Genomic DNA, 23,662 nt, shown 5'->3' with positions numbered 1-23,662 from the left:
TGATAGAAGAGATATGTGTATTAAGACAGATGAAACTTCCAATTACAAAACAAATCGTAAAGTGGTATAGTTTCTTTTGAAGAAAAGAATGTAAGTGAAAATAAATTTGATTTTCCTCTTAATGGCGTTTTGAAAAAATTATAAGAAATGTCAGGTAATACAATCCAAGAATTTTGTAATTCAAAATCAGGATCTAACTCTGTGTATACAAAATCGCTTTCTTCTAATTCTACCGTTTGAAAATGAGAATACTGAGGATGTTCTTTACTATCTTGTAATTCGAATTGAAATAAATTAGTTAACTCATAGTTCATCTTATTTGTTGGTAAGAAGGACCATACAAATAAAGTAAGTGCAAATACAACTATTATTTTAACTATTTTTTTCAAATCTACATTTGTTCATTTAAGAGTATACAAATGTATATTATATATTAGTTTTTAATTATAATTTATACAAAATTTTAACAAAAAAAGCCCAATCAGAGTTTCTAATTGGGCCTTTAATTATTTCATGCGTTCATACAAACAACAACCATGTAATTTTTCATAAACATCATCTAGCGCTTTAACTGACCCCGTATCATGTCCAGCCGCTGCGATTGCCTTAGCAACATCTTCTGCTGAACATTTAGTTTCGTCAATTACCAAGTGTATAGTTTTGTGATCAGAATGCCATTCCGCATTTTTTACACCTTTTACCGAGTATGCAGCCTTTTCGATACGTTTTTCACACATACCACAATTTCCTGCCACTTCTATTTCTACTTTTTTATTTTTGCTTTTCTTTTCTTGAGCTACCATAGTCAAAGTAAAAAAACACGCTAATACTAATAAAACAATTCTTTTCATTTTAATTTATTTTAATTTACTTAATTTTAAATCGTAATCCTGCATAATACATGGCACCAAAAGTGGGGCCATATATCAAACTACTATCAAAATAAGTTCCAAAAGGATTCTCATTTTGAATTATTCCGTTTTTTTGTTTGTAATTTGTCATATTTTCACCTCCAACATACACTTCAAATGTACTTGAAAATGTTTTAGTAATTTGAGCATTTAAAGTACCGAAAGAAGGTGCATATTCATCTAAACGATATTCCATTGGGTTGTTTTGTGTAAAGGGCATACGTTGCTGGCCTAACCAATTATAGGTTACATCAAATTTCCATTGTTGTCCTTTATCTTTGATATGTGTTTCGTAAGCCAAATTCCCAAAAACTCTGTGTTTTGCTTGTAAAGGTTTTTGCAATTGTCCACGGGTGAATTGTGTTTGCACATCGTAATATTTGTAAGCCGTTTTAAAAGTCAAATGCGTCATCAAATCAATTGAAAATTCGGCTTGAAATGAATTCGCAAAACTATTTTCTTTTAAATTGTAAAATAAAACATCTTGTGGAGAAGCATCAATATCAACCACCGCTTGATTTTGAAAATCTGTTCGATAATAATCTAAAATTACCTCAGCATCTTTTCCTACTAATTTGAATTTTTGGATGAAGCTCAAACCATAATTCCAAGCAATTTCTGGATTTAATCCGTATAATTTCCCTTCATTATTCAAAATCGAAAAATTTCTATTGGATGCCAATAATTGTTGGTTTTCAGCAAAAATATTCGCAGCGCGTTTTCCTCTTCCAGCGGAAGCTCTTACTACAGCATTTTCCCAAGGATTGTATCGAAGATGTAATCTAGGCGTAATGAAAGTTCCTAAACGATTGTGATTATCAACTCTCGCACCAGCTACTAAACTAAAATTATCAGAATTGTCATACGTATATTCAAAAAAGGCACCAACAGAATTATCAATTCTTGAAAAATCGCGGCTGAAATTCACATCAACGAATTCGTTATAATCATCGTAAGTAAAATTTAAACCAGTTGTGAATTTATTTTTGGTATTGTTGATTATCGAATTGAATAATAAATTCGAATAAAAACTTTTTTGATGGATATCATACTGGCTTAAACCAAAATACGAATCTTGTTTATGGGATTGAAACGAGTTCTGAAATCCGAAACTTTGATACGGCATATCGGGAAAAACGTAACCTGTTTTGTTTGAAATTTCGATTTTCTCCGTATTGATTTCGCTTCCCCAAGCGTTAGTTGTTAATCTATCTATATCGGGATTGAAACTCATTTCTCCTGCTTGTTTTTCATCGTTCATGTAGCGAACATTTAAAAAACTTACGATACCATTTTCGGCATCGTTATATTGCCAACGGTTTAAAATATTGACTTGTTTCCCGATTGGACCATCTAAAAATCCGTCGTTGTTCATATCGTTTCTGTTTTGTCTAGTATTGCCATGAAGAAACAAAGTCGAACTTAATTTATCAGTAAATTTATTATTGAAATGCGTGTTGATTTCATAACGGCTATCCTGAGAACCATAAACATTTAAGAAAAACGGAATATCATTAACTGGTTTTAAAACTTCATAATTGATTTGACCCGAAATACTTTCGTAACCATTAATCACACTTCCTGCTCCTTTGGTAATTTGGATACTTTCCACCCAAGTTCCAGGCACAAACGTCAATCCGTAAGCTTGTGAAGCACCACGAACTGAAGGAATATTTTCTTCTGCAATTAAAATATACGGACTGGTTAAACCTAACATTTTAATTTGACGATTTCCGGTTACAGCATCGGAAAAATTTACATCAATAGATGGATTTGTACTGAAACTTTCCGACAAGTTACAACAAGCAGCTTTTAGCAACTCTTTTTGTCCCATAACTTGAATGTTTTGGACTTTATATAAAGAATGCTCGGTTCCTTTTTGCGTTTTAGAAACCACGACTTCTTTTAAGGTATTTACTTCTTTTAATACAACTGAAATTGAGTTAGAGGTAATTTCTACTTTCTTTGTTTCAAATCCAATATAAGTTACTACCAATAAATTCGTTTCGGTAGATTTTTCGATTAAAAATTCACCTTTTTCATTAGTAATGGCGCCAATTGATGTGTTATACCAAAACACATTAGCACCTGTTAAAGGTTGATTATTTTCGTCAGTTACTATTCCTTTTATGGTTTCTTGTGAATGGATAAATTGAGAAACAAAGAATAGCAAAAACGCTATATTTTTAAACATAATAAAGTTATTTATTGTTATTAATTCTTTGATTTACAGAATAAAAAACAATAAACTTATGCGTAAAAAACCAATTGACAGTAGAGTTTGTAGAGTGGCGGCGCATGAGAATCGCAATAAAAAGCCACTTCATTTGAAACGATATTTTCTGATTCAAATCCAACAAAATTTGGTTTCCATTCTGTGATAAAAACAGCTGGTTCTGAATCTAATTGAAGCGTTTTAACCAATATATCATCGGTCTTTTTTTCTACTTTGATTAGCTTATTAGAACAACAAGAATCGTGTGAGTCTTCTTTAGCACAACAAGATTTTATATCCTCAACACAAGGTTCGTCTTCTTGATATTGAAAAGAAACCGATGCAATTTTATCATTACAGTAATGCACAGCAAAACTTAACCCTAAATTGGCAATCAATATTAGAGAGGCTAAAACTATACTTGTGTATTTTCTGAAACTCATCGCAACAAAAATAATAATTTTTAATTTAGAATTAGTTAAAATATCTTAAATTTCAATCACTTGTCCTAAAAATGGCACTTGAGCATCAAAATTATATTGTTCTTGCACTTTTAATCGTAACTCATCTGCTGCCTGATTTTCACCGTGAACCAAATATACTTTTTGTGGTTTATTTTCTAATTCTGATAACCAATTCAATAAATCTTTTTGGTCACCATGTGCTGATAAACTTTCAATTAGCATAATATTTGCTTGCACTGGATAATATTTTCCGTAGATTTTGATTTCTTGAGCACCTTCTAATAATTTTCTTCCACGGGTTCCCTCGGCTTGATAACCAACTAATAAAACAGTGGTTTCGGGTTTATCGATTAATCTTTCCAAATATGACAGAACTCTTCCGCCAGTAATCATTCCACTTGCTGCGATTACTACTTTGGGCGTTTTATCGTAAACGGCATTCATGCTGTCTTTGTAATCTGAGATTAGGGTAAAAACTTTGCACATTTCGTCACAATCTTCAAAGGAAAGTTTGTGCCAACTTCGATTGTCTTGAAAAATGTCTAAAACACTAATTCCCATAGGTGTATCAATAACGAAAGGCACATTGGGAATGCGTTCTTCTTTTTTCAATTGCCAAATCAAATACATCATGGTTTGCACGCGTTCCACTGCAAAACTTGGAATTACAACTGTTCCTCCTTTGTTGAAAGTATTGTTGATAATCGTTTCCAATTCAAACAATACATCGGTTTGTGGATGAATACGATTTCCATAGGTACTTTCTAAAAAAACGTAATCCGCTTTTTTTGGTTTTTGAGGTGGAAACATAAGTACATCATCATCCTGACCAATGTCACCAGAAAAAACTAAAATTTTTCCATCAATCGTTAATTCAATCGAACAAGCACCTAAAATATGGCTCGCATAAAAGAATTTAAACGAAATATCATCATCGAGTTTTACATCCAAATCTTTGTCAACTACTCGAAACTTAGGGATTACAGTATCTACTTCTGCCTCTGTGTATAAAGGTTCGGCTGGATCGTGTTTTGAGAAATGTTCTTCATTTGCTTTTTTAGCTTCTTCTTCCTGAATTTTGGCACTATCGTATAAAATCAATCGCGAAATTTCTTTCGTTGGTCGGGTACAGAAAATTTTTCCATTGAAACCTTCGTTTACCAATTTCGGCAACCAACCGCAATGATCTAAATGACCATGAGTTAGGATTACAAAATCAATCGTTTCAGGCAATATGGAAAGCGGCTCTCGATTTAATTCTCGCAATGATTTTATTCCTTGAAACATTCCACAATCAATAAGAATTCGAAGATTATTGTGTTCTATTAAGGTTTTTGAACCCGTTACAGTTCCTGCGCCGCCTAAAAAATGAATTTTCATAATGTTTATTTTTAATTTCTTAATTGATTTGCCTCTTTTAATACGTTTTTAATTCTATTGTGGCTTAACTCGATGGTTTTCAGATAATCGGGATGCAGAATTAAATCCTTAATAGTAATACAATCTAAGATAAGCAATTGATCTTTTTCCGCTTTTGTTAGAGTAGTCAAACATGTTACTGGATATATTCGAAATTTATCAACTAATTCTTTAATGCCATTTTTTTGTGGATAATCCCAACTCAACATATTCAAACCTGAACATTCTCCGAATTGAATTGCATCGGTGGTAAATTTGTTATTGGTCGCAATAATACATTTTGAAATCATTCTTTTATTCGAAAACAAATCATATTTTCTATCCTTTACATCATTAAATCGGGATAAAATATACATCGGAACTTTTACATCACTTTTAGCATCTTGGCTAGAGTGAAATTTACATTCGATCATGGTGACCTCATCATTTTTAAGAAGCAAAACATCGATTTCATGAGAAATACAGTTTCCATTAAGCATAACGCTAACTTTAGTTTTAAAATTTTGTTCTTGCATTAATTTGGAAATAAACTTTTCGAAGAAAAAACCTGCTGGTCCTAGTCCTAATAACCCCGTTCTAAGATTATAGCGTGCAGCATGAACATTTGAAATATTTTTTAATAACTGATAAGCACGTTTATAAATTCGTTTTGAAGAAATTCCTTCATACATTTCACCTTCAATTGCTTTCACAATAGTCTCCGCTACAGCCTGATCCGCTCCCGACTTTCGTAAAGAATTGATTAGTTTTTGAGCATCATAGTGTACGAGTTCGCCAGAAAATTTTGTAACCTTCATACTGCATATATTTAGTTAAAGATACAAAAAAATTAACGACTTATCTTTTGATAATAAAAAGCAGGAATAAAAAGAATTAACAACAAAGGTTGAATTAAGAATCTTCTTATGTAAAATAAAACCAAATAATCAGGCTGATTTAAAAAATATAAGATTCCGAAAAATACAACTAATAGCAGTATCGATATTATGAGAAACAGACAAGCAGCAAAACGAACAATTTTTATATCATTAAAGAAAACGTAAATGATAATTAACGAGAAAAAAGTGTTGAGCACAAACCTAAAAAACAAATTTATAAAAAGTAAGAAATAGTTGATTTCAGGAAGCGGTTTCTTTTGAAATTCAGATTTAAAAAAAAATAAAAAAGGATCATAAAACAACTCATTCTCAAAAAGTCGAACAGAAATAAGCCCAAGCAAACCAAATAATAGAAACATAAGTTTCTTCTTATTTTGCAGAAGTTGTTTTACCATAACCTGAAAATTTAGTTACCCATAAAATCCATAATACAAAAACAACTCCGTAGATAAATAATGGAAAAACAATATCATGGAGTAATTCTTTTTGACTAGGACAGTAGTAAAGTGCGAATGTTAATAAGCCAATCCTAACCACATTTAGTACATGGATAATAAAAATTCCCAATGTAATATAAAGGATAGTTTTTTTCCAATGTGATGAAAATGCAAAAACAAACGAAGCAAACAAAATCATCACACTAATTGCATTGCAACCTTCAATAATTCTCGAAATTAAACGTTCCTTGTAATAAAAATTAACAGATGGCTCCCGAAGATTATCAGCAGTTCTGACTTCATTTGAAAAAATCTTCATAAATTCAAATGTTTGATTAGCCACTTGCTCGGTAAAAAAATCAATTTCATTTTTCTCAACATTATATTGAAAAAGAAACACCTTATAAATAAAAGTTAAAACAATGTAAAAAAGTAAAAACTTAATTAAGAATTTAAAAAAAGGTTTGTTTTGACTTACAATATTTTTCAAAGTATAGATTTTTAACAAAAATATAGATTTTTTAATTAAGAAGAATAAATACTTTTGCAAAAAAAAAGTTATGACATTTGAAGAATTAAAACCTGTTATCTCTGGTATTATTGAGAAAGAAACCATTTCTCGTGATGAAAAACTAAAAGAAATTTGCCAATTACTGAGCGACAACGTAAGCTATTACAATTGGGTTGGATTTTATTTTGCCAATCATGAAACCAAAACTTTGCATTTAGGACCATATGTGGGTGCCGAAACAGACCACACAGTAATTCCATTTGGAAAAGGAATTTGCGGACAAGTGGCAGAATCTAATGCTAATTTTGTTGTTCCAGATGTAAAAGCTCAGGATAATTACATTGCTTGTAGTTTAACGGTTAAATCAGAAATTGTAGTTCCTCTATTTGTAAACGGAATTAACATTGGACAAATTGATATCGATTCTCACGTTTTAGACCCTTTCACTGAAGCAGATGAACGCTTTTTGGAGTTTGTAAACGAGCAAGTAGCGAAATTATTTTAAGTTTTTGAAAAGACTTATCACTTTTTAATACATTTGCTATCATTTTTAACAGTTTCAACAACTGAATATGGGATTTAATGTACCTAGCTTAGAACTTCCTTTTTTCGCCAATTTATTGTTACTATTGGTTTTAGCTCGATTTTTTGGCGAAATTATGGAACGTTTTAAACAACCTGCTATGATTGGTGAAATTTTAGCTGGTGTTCTTTTAGGTCCAACCATTTTAAATTTCATACATCGTACTGAAGAGTTAAAAGTAATTTCTGAATTGGGGGTTTTCTTATTGGTCATCATTGCGGGGTTAGAAATCAATTTAGATGATATTGTAAAATCGTTGAAAGGTCGAAATATTGTTATTTCAATTTTAGCCTTTTTTGTTCCTATAGTTTCTGGATTTTTTGTTGGAAGATATTTTGAGTTAGATGTAATGTCAACCATTTTTATTGGATTATGTGTTGCTATTACCGCTTTACCTGTTAGTATACGAATTCTAATGGATTTAGGTAAATTAAATTCACCTGTGGGACAAAAAATTATTTCGGTTGCCATTTTTGATGATGTTATTGCACTAACCATTTTGGGAATTTTATTAGATATAAAAGATGTTGAACAAACATTTTCCAATATCACGAATGCTACTTTATTAACACTTTTAAAACTAAGTTGTTTCTTAATTTTGGTAGTTGCCACTTATCGCGTTATTCGAAATTTTTCAAGAGAAGAAAATTTTATTGAAAATAAACTAAACAAAATACTTTCGGTATTAAAAGGAAAAGAATCTCTTTTTGCTGTTTTCTTTGTGTTTATTTTGATTTTTGCTACAATTACAGAAAGCATTGGATTGCATTTTATAATTGGAGCTTTTTTTGCTTCTATGCTAATTTCAAAAGAATTAGTTGGTGAAAAACATTTAAACACATTTCACAACACCACAAATAGTATGGCGATGGGATTTTTAGCTCCAATCTTTTTTGCCGGAATTGGGTTAGAATTTCAGTTTTCATCTATTCAAAATTATCCCCTATTATTTGCCATAATTGCGGTTTCATTTTTATCAAAAATTATTGGCGGATATGTTGGTGGGCGTTTTGCTCGTTTAGATCATAAAATTTCACTTGCATTAGGTTTTGGATTAAATGCTAGAGGTATTATGGAATTAGTAATTGCAAACATTGCCTACAAAGCTGGAATTATCAATACTGAAATCTTTTCGATGTTAGTTATTATGGGGTTAATTACCACATTAGCAACACCTTTCTTATTAAAAAGAGCATTTGTCTCTATAGATAAATAATTTAACTCGCTTTTTAAAAATAAGTTAGATTACTTGTGTATTAAAAAAATAAGAGTACCTTTGCAACCGAATTGTTAACGCAATTCATACATAATAATCATTTAATACAATATTAGCATGTACTTAACTAAAGAAGTTAAATCAGAAATCTTCGCTAAACACGGAGGAAAAGCAGAAAACACTGGATCTGCTGAAGGGCAAATCGCTTTGTTTACATTTAGAATTAACCACTTAACCGGGCACTTAAAAGCAAATCGTCATGATTTCAACACAGAGCGTTCGTTAGTGAAATTAGTAGGTAAAAGAAGAAGTCTTCTTGACTACTTAAAAAAGAAAGATATCAACAGATATCGTGAGATTATTAAAGAATTAGGTATTAGAAAATAATCAACTAAAGGGGCTTCGTGCCCCTTTTTGTTTTGTTTATATTGACAGAAAAAGTTTGGTTTTTCATTGGGTTACAAACAACTACACACACAACAACACAACTGACCCTTTGTTTAATTAAGAATTAAAATTTTATGATTCCAAAAGTATTCCAAGAAACAATCGATTTAGGAGATGGAAGAAGCATTTCAATCGAAACTGGAAAATTAGCCAAACAAGCAGATGGTTCTGTCGTGGTTCGTATGGGCGATGCCATGCTATTAGCTACTGCTGTATCAGCCCGTACTGCCAATCCTGGGGTAGATTTCCTACCTTTAACAGTAGATTACCGCGAGAAATTCGCAGCAGCAGGTCGTTTTCCTGGAGGTTTTTTCAAAAGAGAAGCGCGTCCAAGTGATAGCGAAGTTTTAACTATGAGATTAGTAGACCGTGTATTGCGTCCACTTTTCCCAGACGATTACCACGCTGAAACACAAGTAATGATTCAATTAATGAGTCACGACGAAAATGTTATGCCTGACGCATTAGCTGGATTAGCAGCTTCTGCAGCATTAGCAGTTTCAGATATTCCTTTTTATAACTTAATTTCTGAGGTTCGTGTTGCACGTATCGACGGTAAATTTGTTATTAACCCAAGCAGAGAAGAATTAGAGCAATCAGACATCGACATGATGATTGGAGCTTCTATGGATTCTGTTGCGATGGTAGAAGGAGAAATGAAAGAGATTTCAGAGCACGAAATGGTAGAAGCTATCAAATTTGCTCATGAAGCTATCAAAATTCAAATTCAAGCACAAGAGCGATTAAGAGCTGCTGTAGGTTCTCCTGCTTACAGAGAATATGAAGGTGAAAAAGAAGATGAAGCTATTTATGAAAAAGTAAAAGCTGCTTCTTACAACAAATACTATGCAATTGCTCAGGAAGCATCAGCAAAAAGTGAAAGAGGTGAAAAATTTGCAGCTATTAAAGAAGAGGTTAAGGCTTTATTCACAGAAGAAGAATACGCTGAAAACCCAGATTTAGCAGAATTAGTAAGCAAATACAACTATAAAGTTCAAAAAACAGCGGTTCGTAACGTAATTTTAGAAAAAGGAATTCGTTTAGACGGAAGAAAAACAACTGAAATTAGACCCATTTGGTGCGAAACCGATTATTTACCTTCTGTACATGGTTCTGCTTTATTTACACGTGGAGAAACTCAAGCTTTAGCTACTGTTACTTTAGGAACTTCAAGAGAAGCTAATCAAATAGACTCTCCGTCTGAACAAGGTGAAGAGAAATTCTATTTACATTATAACTTCCCTCCTTTCTCAACGGGTGAAGCAAAACCTTTAAGAGGAACTTCAAGAAGAGAAGTAGGTCACGGAAATTTAGCACAACGTGCTTTAAAAAATATGATTCCTGCAGATTGTCCTTATACCATTCGTGTTGTTTCTGAAGTATTAGAATCTAACGGTTCTTCTTCAATGGCAACAGTTTGTGCGGGTACAATGGCATTAATGGATGCTGGAGTTCAAATGGTAAAACCAGTTTCTGGTATTGCTATGGGATTAATCACAGATGGTGAGAAATTCGCAGTATTATCAGATATCTTAGGTGATGAAGATCACTTAGGGGATATGGACTTTAAAGTAACCGGAACTGCTGATGGTATTACCGCTTGTCAGATGGATATCAAAATCGATGGTTTACGTTATGACATTATGGAACAAGCTTTAGGTCAGGCAAGAGATGGTCGTATGCATATTTTAGGAAAAATCACTGAAACTATTGCAACACCAAGACCTGAAGTAAAACCAAAAGCACCAAAAATCATCACCAGAACTATTCCTGGAGCATTCATTGGAGCTTTAATTGGCCCTGGTGGAAAAGTAATTCAAGAATTACAAAAAGCTACGGGAACTACTATCGTAATCAACGAAGTAGATGAACAAGGTGTAGTTGAAATCTTAGGAACAAGTCCAGAAGGAATTGCAACTGTTTTAGCTAAAATTGACTCAATCATTTTCAAACCAGTTGTAGGAGAAGCTTATGAAGTGAAAGTTATTAAAATGTTAGATTTTGGAGCTGTTGTAGAATACACACAAGCACCAGGAAACGAAGTTTTATTACACGTATCTGAGTTGGCTTGGGAAAGAACTGAAAATGTTACTGATGTAGTAAATATGGGAGATGTGTTTATGGTAAAATACTTAGGTGTTGATCCTAAAACACGTAAAGAAAAAGTGTCAAGAAAAGCACTTTTACCTAGACCTCCAAGAGAAGAGAAACCTATCGAGAAAAAAGATAAACCTCAAGGTTAATTTAGTTTACGTTAATTCATAAAAAGCCCCGATTTTAATTTAAAATTGGGGCTTTTGAATTTTATTTTATTTCTTTGTAACTTTTTTGAAACCTGTTACGTATAACAACCAGAACTTTTAAAAAGTAAGGAGAAATTTAGATGAGACAACTTAAAATTACCAAGCAGGTTACCAATCGTGAAACTGCTTCCTTAGACAAGTACCTACAAGAAATTGGAAAAGTTGACCTTATTACTGCTGACGAAGAAGTAGAATTAGCACAAAGAATTAAAGCCGGAGATCAACGTGCCTTAGAGAAATTAACAAAAGCTAATTTACGTTTCGTAGTTTCAGTAGCAAAACAATATCAAAATCAAGGACTTACACTTCCTGATTTAATTAACGAAGGAAATTTAGGATTAATCAAAGCTGCGCAACGTTTCGATGAAACGCGTGGTTTCAAATTTATTTCATACGCAGTTTGGTGGATTCGTCAATCAATTCTTCAAGCTTTGGCAGAACAGTCTCGTATTGTTCGTTTACCATTGAATAAAATTGGTTCTATAAATAAAATCAACAAGATGTATGCCTTGTTAGAGCAATCTAATGAACGTGCTCCTTCGGCAGAAGAAATTGCAAAAGAATTAGATATGACGGTAAATGACGTAAAAGAGTCAATGAAAAACTCGGGTCGTCACTTATCAATGGATGCTCCTTTAGTGGAAGGTGAAGATTCAAACTTATACGACGTTTTACGTTCTGGTGAATCTCCTAATCCAGATAGAGAATTAATTCACGAATCGTTACAAACTGAAATCGAAAGGGCATTAGAAACTTTAACTCCAAGAGAAGCCGATGTTGTTCGTTTGTATTTTGGTTTAGGTGATCAACACCCAATGACTTTAGAAGAAATTGGAGAAACTTTTGATTTAACTCGTGAGCGTGTACGTCAAATTAAAGAAAAAGCAATTAGAAGATTAAAACATACTTCTAGAAGTAAAATATTAAAGACATATTTAGGATAACACTTCGACAAGCTCAGTGTGACACTGTAAAGATAACAACAGTCTAAGACTGTTCGTTTTTTGATTGATGATTGAAACTCCGGCTGATTACCGGAGTTTTATTTTTTACACAATTTCAAAATTTTGAATATTCAACTTAGAATTTTGAATGTTGAAATATTTTAAATATTGTACATTTGCACTTAACAACACACACTTTACAAGTTTATGAAAAACACACTTATTGCTCCATCAGTTTTGGCAGCTGATTTTGCTAACTTACAACGTGACATTGAAATGATTAATGCTAGTGAGGCCGATTGGTTTCACATTGACATTATGGATGGCGTTTTTGTTCCGAATATTTCGTTTGGAATGCCTGTTCTAGATGCCATCAACAAACACGCTAAAAAAACAATTGATGTGCATTTGATGATTGTTGATCCTGATCGATACATTTCTACATTCAAAAAATTAGGAGCGGATATTTTAACAGTACATTACGAAGCTTGTACGCATTTACACCGAACGCTTCAAGCGATTAAAGCCGAAGGAATGAAAGCAGGTGTAGCGTTAAACCCTCATACTAATGTAGATTTGTTAGAAGATGTGATTCAGGATATTGATTTGGTTTGTATTATGAGTGTAAATCCTGGTTTTGGAGGACAATCATTTATTGAAAACACCTATTTAAAAGTAGAAAAGCTAAAAGCATTAATCAATAGAAAAAACGCTACTACTCTAATTGAAATTGATGGTGGTGTAACCAATAAAAACGCAAAACAATTAGCTGATGCTGGTGCCGATGTTTTAGTAGCGGGTAGCTACGTTTTTGGAGCTCAAGATCCAATAGCAACTATAGCAGATTTAAAACAGATTACTAAATAACTCAAAAAAAGCCTAACACACAAATGTTAGGCTTTTACTTTTAATATTGATCGATTAAATATTTTATTAAATCGGTTGTAGTTATAATCCCTACCAGCAATTCCCCTTCACAAACTGGAAGCGCATGGAATTCCCTTTTAGCTAAAATTTCAGCAGCTTCTTTAATTGTGGTATCAGGAGAAATAGAAACTAGCTTTTTCGCCATTACTTGCTCTACCGTAAACATGTTATAAACGGTTGTATCTACTACATCTTCGTCGTCGTCAATAGCGTCAGCAAAGGAGATTCGTAATAAATCTGTGTAACTTAACATTCCCACTATTTTATTACTGTAAACAACAGGAATGTGTCTGATATGATGCTTTTTAAATAATATCTCAGCTTTAGTTAAATCATCTGATAAATTTAACTTTACTACATTTTTGGTCATTATTGTTGACACTGGAACCTTTTGTTTCATGATCTTGACTATTTATTAGTATAAAGTTAACTAATAATTTAAAATGAAAACATGATATATATCAGATAACTAATTTGTTAGCTAAATGAAAATATTTTTCATTAAAATTGATCATCTTCAAAAAGATAGAAGGAAATTGTAATCTAAATTCGTCAGGAGACAAGATTACTTGGTGCTAGATATTTTATTGTGACCGCGAAGGGATTCGAACCCCCAACCCTCAGAGCCGAAATCTGATATTCTATCCAGTTGAACTACGCAGCCTATTATTGTTAATAAGTGAATAATAACTAGTGATTCGCTAATTACTATTCACTAATATTTTTATACTAATAATTTTTTTACAATTCCAGAAATTACTTTTCCTTCGGCTTGTCCTCCGATTTTTGCCGTAGCCAAGCCCATAACTTTTCCCATTGAAGCAATTCCTGAAGCTCCTGTTTCTGCAATGATTTTAGAAATGATTGCTTCTACTTCTTCTTCTGACAATTGGGCTGGTAAGAATTTTTCAATAACAGCTATTTGTGCTAATTCTGGTTCCGCTAAATCAGGACGATTTTGTTTTGTGAATATTTCAGCACTATCCTTGCGCATTTTAACCAAACGCTGTAACATTTTTATTTCTTGCTCTTCTGTTAAACTATCAGTTGCTCCAGCTTCTGTTTTAGCCAAAATAATTGCCGATTTAATTGCTCTTAATGCTTCTAAAGCCACGCTATCTTTTGCTTTCATGGCCTCTTTCATTTGATCCATGATTTTTACTTCTAAACTCATATATTTACGTTTACAGTTTGTTCTTTTACTAATGCATCGCAAAAGTAATAAAAAAACCCGAAAATTGCTCTTCGGGTTTCGGGTTAGGTTAGTTTGTAATAGATTAATCTACATTATCGTGAAGGAACGAATTATTAGATCGTAATTGAATATCATCATTACTATCTGTTCCTAAAGACATTCTAGACTGATTGCTGTTTGTATTTGGTGTAGACGTCACATCAAATCCCATTCTTTTGTAAGCTGGAACTCTTTCAAATTCATCAATTTGTGCATTATTGTTGAATTTATGATTGAATTCCTTCATTTTTCTTTTACGTTCTTCCGCTCTAAACTTTAATGTATCTTCAATTGACATTTCTAAAGGAGAAACATTATCTAATTTTATTTCGTCTTCAAATTTTTGAACGTTCGTTTTCATTGTGAAGTTTAATTCCTCATCCACTGGTTCATTCACTAATTCAACTGGTTTAGAATTTGCCAATTCGTTTTCTTTCTCCAAGTAATCTTCTAAGGAATATTTGATAATTCCATTTTGATTTACTTCTGTAACTGGAACTACATTGATTGGATCTTTTACTTCCATTTGTCGAGTTTCCGGTGATAAATCAAAAACGATTGTATTTTGAGCAACTTCTTTAATTTCTTCTTTCTGAGCAAATAAATCCAAAGAAAATGTTACTTCTTCTTTAGCCACCACAAATTCAGGATCCTTTACTTCGATTTCTCTAATTTGAGGAGTTATAATTTCAAATGAAGGTGCCACACTTGGTGCAATTACCTCAAATTGAACATCAATATTTTTTATCAATTCTGATGTTGGGACTAAATCCATTGCTGGAGCAATAGGTGTATGAATTTCAAAATTTGGCGCTTCCACTTCATCCTCTAAAGTAAAAACTATTTTTTGCTCTTCTACTCTATCGCTAATTGGATTTATAATATCTGCCTTAACTTCTTCTGCTTTTGGTGATTCAAAAATGGGATTATTAATAGTTACGTTAAAAGCTGTTTTATTTAATAACTCATGAACCATTTTTTGTTCATCGCCTAAAGTATGGATGATTTTTGTTGGTGCTGAATTTACAATCTCTGCTTGTTGTTCTACATTAAAACCCGTAGCAATAACCGTTACCGAAATAGCTTCTCCTAAAGCTTCTTCTTCTCCAACGCCCATGATGATGTTGGCATTGTAACCTGCTTCTGATTGAATAAAATCATTGATTTCACCGATTTCATCAATTGTGATTTCATTTGCTTCGTCAGTTCCTGATACGATTAATAACAATACGTTTTTAGCACCTGTAATTTTATTATCGTTTAATAAAGGAGAATCTAAAGCGCTCATTATCGCCTGTTTTGCTCTATCTGGTCCAGACGCAGTTGCAGAACCCATGATAGCAGTACCACTGTTAGACAATACAGTTTTAGCATCTTTAAGGTCGATATTCTGAGTGTAGTGATGCGTAATTACTTCAGCAATTCCTCTTGACGCAGTAGATAACACTTCATCTGCTTTAGAGAAACCTGCTTTGAAACCTAAGTTTCCATACACTTCACGTAATTTATTATTATTGATAACAACTAAAGAATCTACTTGTTTACGTAAACGTTCTACTCCGGCTAACGCCTGCTCAGAGCGAACTTTCCCTTCAAATTGGAAAGGAATTGTAACTATACCTACGGTTAAGATGTCGCGCTCTTTTGCTAATTGCGCAATTACAGGAGCAGCACCCGTACCTGTTCCTCCGCCCATTCCGGCTGTGATGAAAACCATTTTGGTGTTGCTGTCCAACATTTTTTCAATTTCGGCAATACTTTCAATAGCAGATTGTTGCCCTACCTCAGGATTAGCACCCGCACCTAAACCTTCTGTTAAGCTAACACCTAACTGAATTTTATTTGGCACAGGACTATTTTGTAATGCCTGAGAATCGGTATTACAAACTACAAAATCAACACCTTTAATACCTTGTTTAAACATGTGGTTAATGGCGTTGCTACCTCCACCACCTACACCAATCACTTTAATTACATTAGATTGGTTTTTCGGTAAATCGAATGAAATGTTTCCAAATTCTGACATAGTATCTCCTTTTATTCTGCGTTATCTAAAAATTCTTTAATCTTATCAATATATTTATCAAAAAACGAACGTTTGATTTTATCATCTGTTGTTTCGTGTTTGATAGGTTGAGTAACTTTTGGCTCCTCTTTTTCTTCCTCAATAATAGGCTCTTCAACCACAACTTGAGGACGAACTTTTACCGGTTCTTCTTTTTTCAATTCTACTAGTGGAGTAGCACTTTTGGTATTATTTCTAATACTATTCATTACTAAACCTACCGCCGTAGCATACAATGGGCTCGATAATTCTTCGTCTGAATCACCAGCTAAATGTTCGTTAGGATATCCAATTCTAGTATCCATGCCTGTTATGTATTCTACTAACTGCTTGATATGCTTTAACTCGGCTCCTCCACCTGTTAATACAATACCTGCAATCAATTTTTTCTTTGGATCTTCGTGCCCATATAATTTAATTTCGGCATAAACTTGCTCAATAATTTCCACCACTCTCGCATGAATAATTTTTGATAAGTTTTTCAACGAAATTTCTTTTGGTTCTCTTCCTCTTAATCCTGGAATTGAAACAATTTCATTGTCTTTGTTTTCACCAGGCCAAGCCGAACCAAAACGTGTTTTTAATAACTCCGCTTGTTTTTCAATAATGGAACATCCTTCTTTGATATCTTCCGTAATCACATTACCCCCGAAAGGAATTACAGCAGTGTGACGAATGATACCATCTTTAAAAATAGCTAAATCAGTAGTTCCACCTCCTATATCAATCAAAGCAACACCTGCTTCTTTTTCTTCTTGACTTAACACCGCATCTGCAGAAGCTAATGGTTCTAAAGTTAAACCAGATAATTCTAATCCGGCACTTTTAATACATCTTCCTAAATTACGAATAGAAGCCGCTTGTCCTACTACAACATGAAAACTTGACTCAAGCCTTCCTCCATACATTCCAATAGGCTCTTTAATTTCAGCTTGGCCGTCGATTTTGAATTCTTGAGGCAACACATGAATAATTTCTTCTCCTGGCAACATGGCCAACTTATGTACTTGACCAATTAAAGCATCGATATCCGAATCTCCTATTACCTCTTCTGGATTAGGACGACTGATGTAATCACTGTGTTGAATACTACGGATGTGTTGTCCTGCAATACCAACAACTACATCATTTATTTTATAACCCGATTTATTTTCAGCTTCAGTTACTGCTTGCTGAATCGACTGAATGGTTTGTGTAATATTGTTTACAACACCTCTGTGAACACCTAAGCTTTTTGATTGACCTACTCCAAGGATCTCAAGTTTACCGTATTCATTCTTCTTCCCTATCATTGCCACAATTTTTGTGGTACCGATATCTAATCCTACTGCAATGTTGTCTTTGTTCATAACTTAAACTTATTTCTTACAAACCACTTGTTGTATAAACATCAAGTTTATTTCTTTATAATTTTTAATCAATGTGTCTTTTATAGCGTGGTGATAGAAAGCTTTGTAATTTTTAAACTTTCGTTCCACATTTTTTGGTTGCCCAAAAACTATTTTATAATCATAACTTCTGTTGGCTAACACCACATTCCCAGAGGGCAATATTTCAGCAGCCGTGATGTTCTTGCTTAAAAAATCATCATTCTTGATTTCATTAAACAAGTTCAAATAAGGCTTACAATTTTTGTCACTTATTGCGCCGACAACCAGCGGAACACGTGCCGAAAAATTTTCCGACAATGGTATTCTATCTCCTTTTTTATCAAGATAGTAGGTTTCATTATCGGTAATAACTCTTACGATTGGGGTCTTTTGAGTAATACGCGTATTTAGAAAACCGTCTACGGTTGAAAAAACTTGTGCTTTTTCAATCATCTCGTGATCATCGAGAACAGCTTCTAAAGTATTCAAATCTAATTTATCTTTTTGAATTCTTGAAGACCCTCCTAAATTTTGTATTAACAAGTTATTAACCATTTCATGTGTTAAAAACATATTCTCTTTCGATTCGAATTTGATATCTATCTTGCTGATTTTACGCTGACTATTTCTCTTTGACGAAAAAGAGTATAGGAAAATCATAGCAAAAATGATTAACACTAAGCGAATCGTATGCCAATTAATTCTTCTCATGAAGCGCTTTTTTTAGATCTTTTACAAGCTCACCAATGTCGCCTGCACCAATAGTTACAAACACATCGGCATCTGAATTTTCAAAAGCCGTGAACAACTCGTCTTTACTGACTAATTTCTTATTTGGATTGTTAATTTTATTCAACAACCAAGTCGAATTTACCCCTTCCATTGGCAACTCGCGAGCGGGATAAATTTCCAACAATAAAATTTCATCAAATTGACTTAAACTTTCTGCAAAACCATCCGCAAAATCTTTTGTTCTACTGAACAAGTGCGGTTGAAATGCTGCGATGATTTTTTTTCCTGGATACAATTCACGAACCGCTTGATGCACCGCATTAATTTCAGTTGGATGATGCGCATAGTCATCAATATAAACTAATTTTTCTTCTCTAATTTGGAACGAAAAACGTCTTCTTACTCCTTTAAAACTTGCTAAAGCTGCACAGATTTTATCATTGGAAACTCCGTAAGATTTCGCCATTGCAAAAGCTAACAAAGCATTCGTTAAATTGTGATGACCAGGCAAACCAAATTTTACATTGTGAACTACTTCGTCTGGAGTTTTCACATCGAATACATAAAAACCGTTTTCAATTCGTATGTTTTGAGCAGAAAAATCAGCATCATTATTAACACCGATAGTGTTTCCTTCTAATGGCAATCCTTTGATTATGTATAAATTTTCTCTTGGTGTTTTGGCTGCGAATTCTTTGAATGATTCTTCAATACTTGCGGCATCTCCATAAATATCTAAATGGTCCGCATCCATCGAAGTTACACAAGAAATGTTAGGATGTAAATGCAAGAACGAACGATCGAACTCATCTGCTTCTACCACCGTAACTGTTTTTCCTGAACCGATTAAATTTGAACTATAATTTTCAACAATTCCACCTAAAAAAGCGGTAACATCAACACCACTTTCGTATAAAACGTGACCTAAAATACTCGATGTTGTAGTTTTTCCGTGTGTTCCAGCAACTGCGAAACAATAGGTATCTTTTGTAATGATTCCTAAAACTTCAGCACGTTTTTTAATAGTGAATCCTCTTTCGATGAAATAATTCCATTCGGAATGCGAAACTGGAACGGCTGGCGTTACGATTACTAATGTATTTTCAACATAAAAATCATTTGGAATTAAACTGATATTATCTTCAAAATGAATTTCTAAACCAATAGCTTGCAACTCATCTGTTAACTGCGTTGGTGTTTTGTCGTAACCCACTACTTTTTTTCCAATGTATTGAAAATAGCGTGCCAAAGCACTCATTCCGATGCCTCCGATTCCGATGAAATAAACGTTATGTATTTGATTTAGATTCATATTATATTTGTTTCCTTTTTAGTCAAACGATTGAAAAATCAGTTTTAGTTAAAGTAATTTTCTTTAGTTAAAGTAAATTTCAATTCTTCATTATTACGTAATACTTTAACATTAATTATATCGCCCACTTTAAACTCCTTCAATCCAAAATAAAAGAAATCACAAAATTGGTTATCTTTAATATTTTTAAAAATGACATCATTAATAGTTAATACTTCATCTCCAATTAACAATCCTTTTTTTTCAGCTTCAGAATTTTTAATCAATTTAACGACTTCAATTTTATCTCCATTTTTAATAAATCCAAAACCAAAGGAAATAAATTCACTTGTTTTCTTACTACTTAAATTTGCATTCTTTTTAAAATACATTTTTTGTAAGTTCCAGTCGAAAATAATACTATAATTTTTAAAAACTTCATTCCCAATAACCATTGACGGATCATCAGAAAACGTAACTGACTGCTTGCTTAGCACCAAAGAATCAAGTATAACAAAAGGCAATAGGGCTTCAACAAAAGTTTTAGTAGTTCCTAAGCCGTAAATTCCTGCTGATTCGACTCCATATAGTTCCACTTTTTTCTCAAAAACTGAGTCTAGACTTTTATTATTTGGTAATGAAATTGCACCATTAAAACCAGTATCAAAAATAACATTTCCAAACTTTATCTTGTCAATAAATATATCTACTAATGGAGTTAATTGTCCATTCTTTGGTATAAAATTTACAATTTCATAATTTTCAATTTCAGATTTTGGTAAATCATTTGAAATCACGCACAATTTGTTTTCATAATCCAATTTCCAATATGATTTTGCCATTTGATTCGCACCAATAATTCCATCGATATTTAAACATTTTAAAGCGAAAGATTTTCTCAAATCTATTACATAAACTCCAATATTTGTATACTGTAAATTACCAATTTTCATTTGTGGAATTTGTGTGAAAATTTCTGAATTTGAAATATTATTAGAATCCTTTATTTTTGATGTAAGTTTCTTTTTAAGATTTAATTTAACAAACAACTCCGGAGAAATTACTGATGGTGCACCTGTATCAAGTAAGAAATTATAATTTACTTGATCAATCTCAACAGTAATAATAGGTAAGTTATAATCAAAATTAAATGAAACTGTGTCACGATAAACTGCGTTTTCAATTGCTCCACCTCTCAACATCTCTATTTGTGAAGGCGCACAACTGAAAAAGGAATAAAAAAAACAAAAAATTAAAATATATTTTTTCATTTTATCAATTTTATTATTTCTTCAACAATATCTTTTGTTGCATTTGGCAGTGCTAATTTTTTAATATTTTCACTTAGTTCTGCTTGTTTACTTTCATTCGAAATTAAATCAGAAAAAACAATTTCAAACTGGGTATCTAATTCATTTTCTTTCATTAAAAGCGCGCCATTTTTATCTGAAATGGCTTTTGCGTTTTTAGTCTGATGGTCTTCGGCCACATTTGGTGACGGAATAAAAATCGTAGGTTTCCCAACAATACATAATTCCGACACAGAGGAAGCACCTGAACGCGAAATAACCACATCAGCGGCAGCATATACCAAATCCATTCGATCGATGAAGGCGGTTACTTGAACGTTTTCTTTTTCGTTATATTTCTCGTAATCATTCAAATATAATTTACCACATTGCCAGATAATTTGAATGTTTTGACTCAATAGAAAATCCAATTCTTTTTCAATCAATTGATTGATTCTTCTAGCACCTAAACTTCCGCCTAAAACCAACAATGTTTTTTTATTTGCATCTAATTTAAAATAAGCGATAGCTTCACTTTTGCTTGCTTCGTTAATCAAATCTTGACGCACAGGGTTTCCGGTTAAGATCATTTTATCTTTTGGAAAAAATCGTTCCAAATTTTCGTAAGCTACACAAATTTTATTCGCTTTTTTAGCCAATAATTTATTCGTAATTCCAGGATACGAATTTTGCTCTTGAATTACTGTCGGAATTCCAAACATCGAAGCCACTTTCAAAACGGCACCGCTTGCAAAACCTCCCGTTCCAATAACTACATCAGGTTTAAAACTTTTGATAATTCGAAATGAATTCCACATACTAGAAAGCAGCTTGAATGGAAACATTGCATTATCCAATGTCAATTTTCGTTGAATTCCTGAAATCCATAATCCTTTGATGGCATAACCTGCTTGAGGCACTTTTTGCATTTCCATTTTATCTTTGGCACCAACAAAAAGGAACTCTGCTTCTGGAAAACGAGATTTTAATTCGTTCGCAATCGCAACGGCTGGATAAATATGTCCGCCGGTTCCGCCTCCGCTAATTATGAATCTTGGTTTTTTCATTATTTTTTATTTAAAACTGCGTTCATTGGATTTTGTCCATTTACTAGCACATTTCCGTTTTCATCTTCAATTAAAGATTCTCTAATCGAACTTTTAATATCGTTTATTTTTTGCTGATTTTCATCGGCATCTTTCTCTTCATTCAAAGCCACTTGCGCATCGATAATTTGCTGTAAAGCTTCATCACGTTTGCGTTTTTCTTCTAAGTCTAAAGCAACCTCTTCTTCTTTCTTAGTCACACTTAATATGATTCCGACAGCGATACACGTCATCCAAATTGAAGTTCCTCCGCTACTAATCAAGGGTAAAGGCTGACCCGTTACTGGTAATAATTCTACAGCAACTCCCATATTCACAAAAGCTTGAAATATGATGGGAAACCCAAGTCCGATAATTAGTAATTTTCCGAATAAACTCGATGCCTTTTGAGCATTAATCACAAATCGAATCAACAACAATAAATACAACCCAACAATCGTTACTGCGCCAACTAATCCCCATTCTTCTACAATAATGGCGAAAATAAAATCGGAAGACGATTGTGGCAAAAAGTTTTTCTGAACACTCTTTCCTGCTCCTAAACCAAGAACTCCTCCAGAGGCTATGGCTATCTTAGCTTTTTCAATTTGGTAATCATCTTCATTTGGAGTGTCTTTGGTAAAACGCTCGATACGGTTTTCCCAAGTACTTACCCTACTAAAAAATTTATTATCTGGAAATGCTTTGGCTAATAACAAGAACAACAAAAGTGCAGCGATTCCCATCCCTAGAACATATCCTAGATATTTCAAAGGATATTGTCCGATGAAAATTAGCATACAAATCATGGCAAAAATCAGGGCTGTTGTTGAAAAATTAGCTGGTAAAATTAGTACTAAAACCGCTCCAACAGGCATCCATAATTCTAAAAATGATTCCTTAAATGAGTACACTTTATCGCTAACTTTTGCCAAATAACGCGCTACGTAAACCATTATAACGATGAATGCTAAGGTAGAAGTTTGAAAACTCCAACCTACAAAAGGAATTTGGATCCAACGACTTGCATTTGCTCCTCCAATTTCAGTTCCTTTAAATAAAGTGTACAATAATAACAAACCTACTAAAGGAATACCAAAAATAGATAATGCTTTAAAATAATGATAAGGCATTTTATGAATCCAATAAATGATTCCAAAACCTAATAAAACATGGATAGCATGTTTGATTAAATGTCCAATTGTAGTTCCGTTTCCTATAACGTAAACTAGGTTAGTACTAGCACTATATACTGGCAAAAAGGAAACCAAAGCCAATAGAAAAACTATGGCCCAAATGGTTTTATCTCCTCTTATTTTACCAATGATATCGAACATTTTT

At 32.9% G+C, this 23,662-nt stretch carries 23 protein-coding genes and 1 tRNA gene; 6 read left to right on the top strand and 18 right to left on the bottom strand.

Annotation, left to right across the window (positions count from 1 at the left end):
* Nucleotides 1-20: 20 nt before the first annotated feature.
* The 8 genes from NAT47_RS01455 to xrtF form a co-directional block, all read right to left on the bottom strand.
* Nucleotides 21-389, bottom strand: coding sequence for a hypothetical protein (locus NAT47_RS01455; protein WP_250579650.1), 369 nt, complete (start codon nt 387-389; stop codon nt 21-23).
* 117 nt (nt 390-506) lie between these two features.
* The gene (locus NAT47_RS01450; protein ID WP_250579648.1) at nt 507-851 is read right to left on the bottom strand and encodes a heavy-metal-associated domain-containing protein; all 345 of its coding nucleotides are present in this window, start codon (nt 849-851) and stop codon (nt 507-509) included.
* Between the two features lie 16 nt (nt 852-867).
* On the bottom strand, nt 868-3,105 hold the full coding sequence (locus tag NAT47_RS01445) for a TonB-dependent receptor (protein ID WP_250579646.1): 2,238 nt from the start codon (nt 3,103-3,105) through the stop codon (nt 868-870).
* Nucleotides 3,106-3,161: 56 nt separating this feature from the next.
* On the bottom strand, nt 3,162-3,569 hold the full coding sequence (locus tag NAT47_RS01440; RefSeq protein ID WP_250579644.1) for an HYC_CC_PP family protein: 408 nt from the start codon (nt 3,567-3,569) through the stop codon (nt 3,162-3,164).
* 45 nt (nt 3,570-3,614) lie between these two features.
* Complete coding sequence (locus NAT47_RS01435) at nt 3,615-4,970, bottom strand: MBL fold metallo-hydrolase (RefSeq protein WP_250579643.1); 1,356 nt, start codon at nt 4,968-4,970, stop codon at nt 3,615-3,617.
* 11 nt (nt 4,971-4,981) lie between these two features.
* Complete coding sequence (locus tag NAT47_RS01430; RefSeq protein WP_250579642.1) at nt 4,982-5,806, bottom strand: restriction endonuclease; 825 nt, start codon at nt 5,804-5,806, stop codon at nt 4,982-4,984.
* A gap of 32 nt (nt 5,807-5,838) precedes the next feature.
* The gene (locus tag NAT47_RS01425) at nt 5,839-6,282 is read right to left on the bottom strand and encodes an exosortase F system-associated membrane protein (RefSeq protein WP_408610579.1); all 444 of its coding nucleotides are present in this window, start codon (nt 6,280-6,282) and stop codon (nt 5,839-5,841) included.
* Nucleotides 6,257-6,940 carry an exosortase family protein XrtF gene (gene xrtF / locus NAT47_RS01420; protein WP_250579640.1) on the bottom strand — a complete coding sequence of 228 codons (684 nt, stop codon included), beginning with the start codon at nt 6,938-6,940 and terminating at the stop codon, nt 6,257-6,259. The genes NAT47_RS01425 and xrtF overlap by 26 nt, the downstream gene beginning before the upstream one ends.
* Between xrtF and NAT47_RS01415 the strand changes: the two genes are divergently transcribed.
* The 6 genes from NAT47_RS01415 to rpe all read left to right on the top strand — a co-directional run bounded on the left by NAT47_RS01415 (nt 6,885) and on the right by rpe (nt 13,195).
* Nucleotides 6,885-7,340: a GAF domain-containing protein gene (locus NAT47_RS01415; RefSeq protein ID WP_250579639.1), complete on the top strand. Its 456-nt coding sequence runs from the start codon at nt 6,885-6,887 to the stop codon at nt 7,338-7,340. The genes xrtF and NAT47_RS01415 overlap by 56 nt on opposite strands.
* 67 nt (nt 7,341-7,407) lie before the next feature.
* Nucleotides 7,408-8,634, top strand: coding sequence for a cation:proton antiporter (locus NAT47_RS01410; RefSeq protein ID WP_250579637.1), 1,227 nt, complete (start codon nt 7,408-7,410; stop codon nt 8,632-8,634).
* A gap of 117 nt (nt 8,635-8,751) precedes the next feature.
* Nucleotides 8,752-9,021: a 30S ribosomal protein S15 gene (gene rpsO, locus NAT47_RS01405; protein WP_231843136.1), complete on the top strand. Its 270-nt coding sequence runs from the start codon at nt 8,752-8,754 to the stop codon at nt 9,019-9,021.
* A 134-nt stretch (nt 9,022-9,155) separates the two neighbouring features.
* Nucleotides 9,156-11,324, top strand: coding sequence for a polyribonucleotide nucleotidyltransferase (locus NAT47_RS01400; protein WP_250579635.1), 2,169 nt, complete (start codon nt 9,156-9,158; stop codon nt 11,322-11,324).
* 140 nt (nt 11,325-11,464) lie between these two features.
* The gene (locus NAT47_RS01395) at nt 11,465-12,328 is read left to right on the top strand and encodes a sigma-70 family RNA polymerase sigma factor (RefSeq protein WP_014389330.1); all 864 of its coding nucleotides are present in this window, start codon (nt 11,465-11,467) and stop codon (nt 12,326-12,328) included.
* A gap of 207 nt (nt 12,329-12,535) precedes the next feature.
* The gene (gene rpe / locus NAT47_RS01390; protein ID WP_250579633.1) at nt 12,536-13,195 is read left to right on the top strand and encodes a ribulose-phosphate 3-epimerase; all 660 of its coding nucleotides are present in this window, start codon (nt 12,536-12,538) and stop codon (nt 13,193-13,195) included.
* A 40-nt stretch (nt 13,196-13,235) separates the two neighbouring features.
* Here the strand turns inward: rpe and NAT47_RS01385 are convergent, their stop codons facing one another.
* The 10 genes from NAT47_RS01385 to NAT47_RS01340 form a co-directional block, all read right to left on the bottom strand.
* Nucleotides 13,236-13,655 carry a CBS domain-containing protein gene (locus tag NAT47_RS01385; RefSeq protein WP_250579631.1) on the bottom strand — a complete coding sequence of 140 codons (420 nt, stop codon included), beginning with the start codon at nt 13,653-13,655 and terminating at the stop codon, nt 13,236-13,238.
* 190 nt (nt 13,656-13,845) lie between these two features.
* Nucleotides 13,846-13,919, bottom strand: a tRNA-Arg gene (locus tag NAT47_RS01380).
* Between the two features lie 60 nt (nt 13,920-13,979).
* A complete protein-coding gene (locus NAT47_RS01375; RefSeq protein ID WP_250579629.1) occupies nt 13,980-14,429 on the bottom strand; it encodes a GatB/YqeY domain-containing protein in 450 nt (149 codons plus the stop codon).
* A 103-nt stretch (nt 14,430-14,532) separates the two neighbouring features.
* Complete coding sequence (gene ftsZ / locus NAT47_RS01370) at nt 14,533-16,515, bottom strand: cell division protein FtsZ (protein ID WP_250579627.1); 1,983 nt, start codon at nt 16,513-16,515, stop codon at nt 14,533-14,535.
* A gap of 11 nt (nt 16,516-16,526) precedes the next feature.
* Nucleotides 16,527-17,903 carry a cell division protein FtsA gene (gene ftsA / locus NAT47_RS01365; RefSeq protein WP_250579625.1) on the bottom strand — a complete coding sequence of 459 codons (1,377 nt, stop codon included), beginning with the start codon at nt 17,901-17,903 and terminating at the stop codon, nt 16,527-16,529.
* A gap of 9 nt (nt 17,904-17,912) precedes the next feature.
* Nucleotides 17,913-18,635, bottom strand: a complete 723-nt coding sequence (locus NAT47_RS01360) for a cell division protein FtsQ/DivIB (protein ID WP_250579624.1) — start codon at nt 18,633-18,635, stop codon at nt 17,913-17,915.
* On the bottom strand, nt 18,622-19,968 hold the full coding sequence (gene murC, locus NAT47_RS01355; protein ID WP_250579623.1) for a UDP-N-acetylmuramate--L-alanine ligase: 1,347 nt from the start codon (nt 19,966-19,968) through the stop codon (nt 18,622-18,624). Before murC ends, NAT47_RS01360 begins: the two co-directional genes overlap by 14 nt.
* 44 nt (nt 19,969-20,012) lie before the next feature.
* Nucleotides 20,013-21,218 (bottom strand): aspartyl protease family protein, encoded by a 1,206-nt coding sequence (locus NAT47_RS01350; RefSeq protein WP_250579622.1) that lies wholly within the window; start codon nt 21,216-21,218, stop codon nt 20,013-20,015.
* A complete protein-coding gene (gene murG / locus NAT47_RS01345) occupies nt 21,215-22,303 on the bottom strand; it encodes an undecaprenyldiphospho-muramoylpentapeptide beta-N-acetylglucosaminyltransferase (RefSeq protein WP_250579621.1) in 1,089 nt (362 codons plus the stop codon). The genes NAT47_RS01350 and murG overlap by 4 nt, the downstream gene beginning before the upstream one ends.
* Nucleotides 22,303-23,658 carry an FtsW/RodA/SpoVE family cell cycle protein gene (locus NAT47_RS01340; RefSeq protein ID WP_250579620.1) on the bottom strand — a complete coding sequence of 452 codons (1,356 nt, stop codon included), beginning with the start codon at nt 23,656-23,658 and terminating at the stop codon, nt 22,303-22,305. Before NAT47_RS01340 ends, murG begins: the two co-directional genes overlap by 1 nt.
* Between the last annotated feature and the right edge of the window lie 4 nt (nt 23,659-23,662).

It is taken from the genome of Flavobacterium fragile (genome assembly GCF_023634865.1).
Lineage (GTDB): Bacteria > Bacteroidota > Bacteroidia > Flavobacteriales > Flavobacteriaceae > Flavobacterium > Flavobacterium fragile.
This window is presented reverse-complemented; position numbering and strand designations above follow the sequence as displayed.

Bases quoted from the DNA above. Each gene is read 5' to 3' on its own strand.
- NAT47_RS01450 (WP_250579648.1), bottom strand. From the start codon at position 851: ATGAAAAGAATTGTTTTATTAGTATTAGCGTGTTTTTTTACTTTGACT.
- NAT47_RS01445 (WP_250579646.1), bottom strand. From the start codon at position 3,105: ATGTTTAAAAATATAGCGTTTTTGCTATTCTTTGTTTCTCAATTTATC.
- NAT47_RS01440 (WP_250579644.1), bottom strand. From the start codon at position 3,569: ATGAGTTTCAGAAAATACACAAGTATAGTTTTAGCCTCTCTAATATTG.
- NAT47_RS01435 (WP_250579643.1), bottom strand. From the start codon at position 4,970: ATGAAAATTCATTTTTTAGGCGGCGCAGGAACTGTAACGGGTTCAAAA.
- NAT47_RS01430 (WP_250579642.1), bottom strand. From the start codon at position 5,806: ATGAAGGTTACAAAATTTTCTGGCGAACTCGTACACTATGATGCTCAA.
- NAT47_RS01425 (WP_408610579.1), bottom strand. From the start codon at position 6,282: ATGGTAAAACAACTTCTGCAAAATAAGAAGAAACTTATGTTTCTATTA.
- NAT47_RS01415 (WP_250579639.1), top strand. From the start codon at position 6,885: ATGACATTTGAAGAATTAAAACCTGTTATCTCTGGTATTATTGAGAAA.
- xrtF (WP_250579640.1), bottom strand. From the start codon at position 6,940: ATGGTTTCTTTCTCAATAATACCAGAGATAACAGGTTTTAATTCTTCA.
- NAT47_RS01410 (WP_250579637.1), top strand. From the start codon at position 7,408: ATGGGATTTAATGTACCTAGCTTAGAACTTCCTTTTTTCGCCAATTTA.
- rpsO (WP_231843136.1), top strand. From the start codon at position 8,752: ATGTACTTAACTAAAGAAGTTAAATCAGAAATCTTCGCTAAACACGGA.
- NAT47_RS01400 (WP_250579635.1), top strand. From the start codon at position 9,156: ATGATTCCAAAAGTATTCCAAGAAACAATCGATTTAGGAGATGGAAGA.
- NAT47_RS01395 (WP_014389330.1), top strand. From the start codon at position 11,465: ATGAGACAACTTAAAATTACCAAGCAGGTTACCAATCGTGAAACTGCT.
- rpe (WP_250579633.1), top strand. From the start codon at position 12,536: ATGAAAAACACACTTATTGCTCCATCAGTTTTGGCAGCTGATTTTGCT.
- NAT47_RS01385 (WP_250579631.1), bottom strand. From the start codon at position 13,655: ATGAAACAAAAGGTTCCAGTGTCAACAATAATGACCAAAAATGTAGTA.
- NAT47_RS01375 (WP_250579629.1), bottom strand. From the start codon at position 14,429: ATGAGTTTAGAAGTAAAAATCATGGATCAAATGAAAGAGGCCATGAAA.
- ftsZ (WP_250579627.1), bottom strand. From the start codon at position 16,515: ATGTCAGAATTTGGAAACATTTCATTCGATTTACCGAAAAACCAATCT.
- ftsA (WP_250579625.1), bottom strand. From the start codon at position 17,903: ATGAACAAAGACAACATTGCAGTAGGATTAGATATCGGTACCACAAAA.
- NAT47_RS01360 (WP_250579624.1), bottom strand. From the start codon at position 18,635: ATGAGAAGAATTAATTGGCATACGATTCGCTTAGTGTTAATCATTTTT.
- murC (WP_250579623.1), bottom strand. From the start codon at position 19,968: ATGAATCTAAATCAAATACATAACGTTTATTTCATCGGAATCGGAGGC.
- NAT47_RS01350 (WP_250579622.1), bottom strand. From the start codon at position 21,218: ATGAAAAAATATATTTTAATTTTTTGTTTTTTTTATTCCTTTTTCAGT.
- murG (WP_250579621.1), bottom strand. From the start codon at position 22,303: ATGAAAAAACCAAGATTCATAATTAGCGGAGGCGGAACCGGCGGACAT.
- NAT47_RS01340 (WP_250579620.1), bottom strand. From the start codon at position 23,658: ATGTTCGATATCATTGGTAAAATAAGAGGAGATAAAACCATTTGGGCC.